Raw genomic sequence first — 2,415 nt, 5'->3', positions numbered from 1 at the left:
TGAATCAGCTGGATGACGTTATCGTTGGACACGGCATATCGCTCCTTCGGTGGAGAAGTGGAGGCGTCAAGCACCCCCACGATGTGCCGCCTTCCCGATTCCCGCCGTCACCAACTTTCGGCGATAGCTCGGAATGCGGGCGTTGGCCGTTGTAGTCGCCAACCCAATCCGCAATCTTGGCGCGGGCGTGATCGAGGCCGAAGAACAAGGTGTGCCGTTGTCGGAGACGATCATGCCCGGCTTGCCGCGCTGATTGATCAGCGCCGTCAGTTCGCGTGCCACCCGCCGCCCCGGGATCGAGGTGTCGGGGATGGCCGCCAGACATCCCCGGGTCACGTCATCGACGATATTCAGGATCCGGAAGCGACGGCCGCTGGCGAACTGGTCGTGGACAAAATCCAGCGACCAGTGGGCGTTCGGCCGAGGCTCGACCAGTATCGGCGCTCGGGTGCCCACGGCGCGGCGGCGGGCCCGGCGCTTGCCCACGCTGAGGCCTTCCTCTCGATACAGACGGTAGATCCGGTTCCGTCCGGACGGCTCGCCCTGCTGGCGAAGCAGCACGAACAGCCGGCGGTAGCCGAACCGCCGACGGGCATTTAGCAAGCTCGCGCAAGTGGCCGCGTAGTTCGGTGTCCGGCGGGCGGCCCGATCGGTACCGAACCATCTTGCGGTCAGCGCCGACGATGCCGCAGGCCCGCCGCTTCGACAGACCCATGACGGCCTGCAGGTGCGCGACGGCTTCGCGCTTGGCGACGGGCCCTACCATTAGACTGTATGTCCCCTCCACAAAATGAGGCGACTCACCCTCGATGTTGCGACGAGGGTTGCCTGGATGGACCGGGCAGAGCCTCAAACAAGGAGGGCGAGTCGTGGGTCATCATACCGAGGTCTTTGTCGGAATCGATACGTCAAAATCGCGCAATGCTATAGCCATTGCCGATGGCGGCCGTGGCGGCGAGGTACGATATCTCGGGGAGTTTCCTGCCACGGAGGCAGCGATCCGAAAGCTGGTGGCAAAGCTTGCAGCGAAATGCTGTCAGTTGACGTTTTGCTACGAAGCAGGGCCAACAGGATACGGTCTCTACAGACTGCTCAAGAGCCTCGGCCATGACTGCCTGGTGGTGGCCCCCTCGCTCGTTCCGAAGAAGGCCGGCGATCGAGTGAAGACGAACCGGCGCGATGCGGTAAGCCTCGCCAAGCTGTTGCGCGCGGACGAGCTCACGGCGGTATGGGTGCCGGACGAGCGCCATGAGGCTATGCGCGATCTCTCGCGCGCCCGTCAAGCAGTGAAGAAGGACCTCCAGGGCAAGCGTCAACAGATCTCGTCATTGATGCTGCGGCTGGGACGCATCTATCCGGGCAAGACAACGTGGGGACCAGCCCACATGAGATGGCTCATGTCGCAGAAGCTCGAGCATCGCGAGCAGCGCATCGCATTCGAAGAGTTACTTGAGGGGATACGCCAGGAAAGTGAGCGGCTGGAGCGTTTGGAAGATGCCATCCGCGAGGTAGTACCCGAGTGGTCGCTCGCCGAGGTTGTGTCGGCCCTGCAGGCGGTGCGCGGGATTGATCTCATTGCGGCTGTGGGGGTGCTGGCTGAGATCGGTGATCTATCCCGCTTTCAAAATCCGCGCGAGCTGATGGGCTATCTGGGTCTGGTGCCCACAGAAAACTCGACTGGCGACCAAGTCAAGCGAGGCGGCATCACCAAAGCCGGTAATGGGCGGGCGCGACGTATTCTTGTAGAGGCGGCCTGGAGCTATCGATATCCGCCGCGCGTGAGCCGAGACAAGCAGCCAAAGGTGGAGGCCGCACCGAGAGTCGCGCGCGAGATTGCGTGGAAAGCGCAAACCAGGCTGTGCGGACGCTTCCGCTCACTCGAGCGGAAGGGCAAGCGGCGAACCGTAATCGTCACGGCGATTGCCCGAGAGCTATCCGCCTTCATTTGGGCGATCAATCGCGAGCTCATGCCACCTCGACAGGCGTGACATCGTTGGGGGCTGTGGACCGCTCGAGTCGTGAGGTGCGCTCGACCGGCCCACAGCCCCCTTTGTTGCAATCAAGATCAGGGGGCAGTCGCAGACATTAATCGTGCAGAAGTGAAGGCGGGACCACGGCAGGGGAAATCCTGAAATCCATTATGTGGCCGATCATCCGATCGACGCCCGACGCTAGACCAGGGACAGCCCCAGACGAAAAAACGGAAATGCGGTATCCAACCCGCGCATCAGAGCCTGTTCACCGACGTCTTTGGGTTCCGCCTTCTCCTCTGCACGATCCATCGGCGCAAGAACTTCACGATGAGTCCACGTGGAGATGGGAAACCGCGCGTTGTGTCTGGGATGACCCGCCCCGTCCTCTCAGTCAGACTGAGTTGGCTTTTGAAAGGAGGAAGCAATGAGGACACGGAACAAG

General features: G+C 62.1%; 1 protein-coding gene and 1 pseudogene. One reads left to right on the top strand and one right to left on the bottom strand.

Annotated features, from left to right (window positions below; all coding sequences use genetic code 11):
- Nucleotides 1-124: 124 nt before the first annotated feature.
- Nucleotides 125-766 (bottom strand): annotated as a pseudogene (locus tag AC0L3P_RS39545) (DDE-type integrase/transposase/recombinase); the annotation flags it as partial.
- A 103-nt stretch (nucleotides 767-869) separates the two neighbouring features.
- Here AC0L3P_RS39545 and AC0L3P_RS39540 point away from each other — a divergent pair.
- Nucleotides 870-1,988, top strand: a complete 1,119-nt coding sequence (locus AC0L3P_RS39540; RefSeq protein ID WP_275199710.1) for an IS110 family RNA-guided transposase — start codon at nucleotides 870-872, stop codon at nucleotides 1,986-1,988.
- The last annotated feature ends 427 nt before the right edge of the window (nucleotides 1,989-2,415 follow it).

The organism is Bradyrhizobium sp. WSM4874, assembly GCF_055811835.1.
Note: the sequence above shows the minus strand (reverse complement) of the source record. Positions and strands in the feature narration are given on the sequence as shown.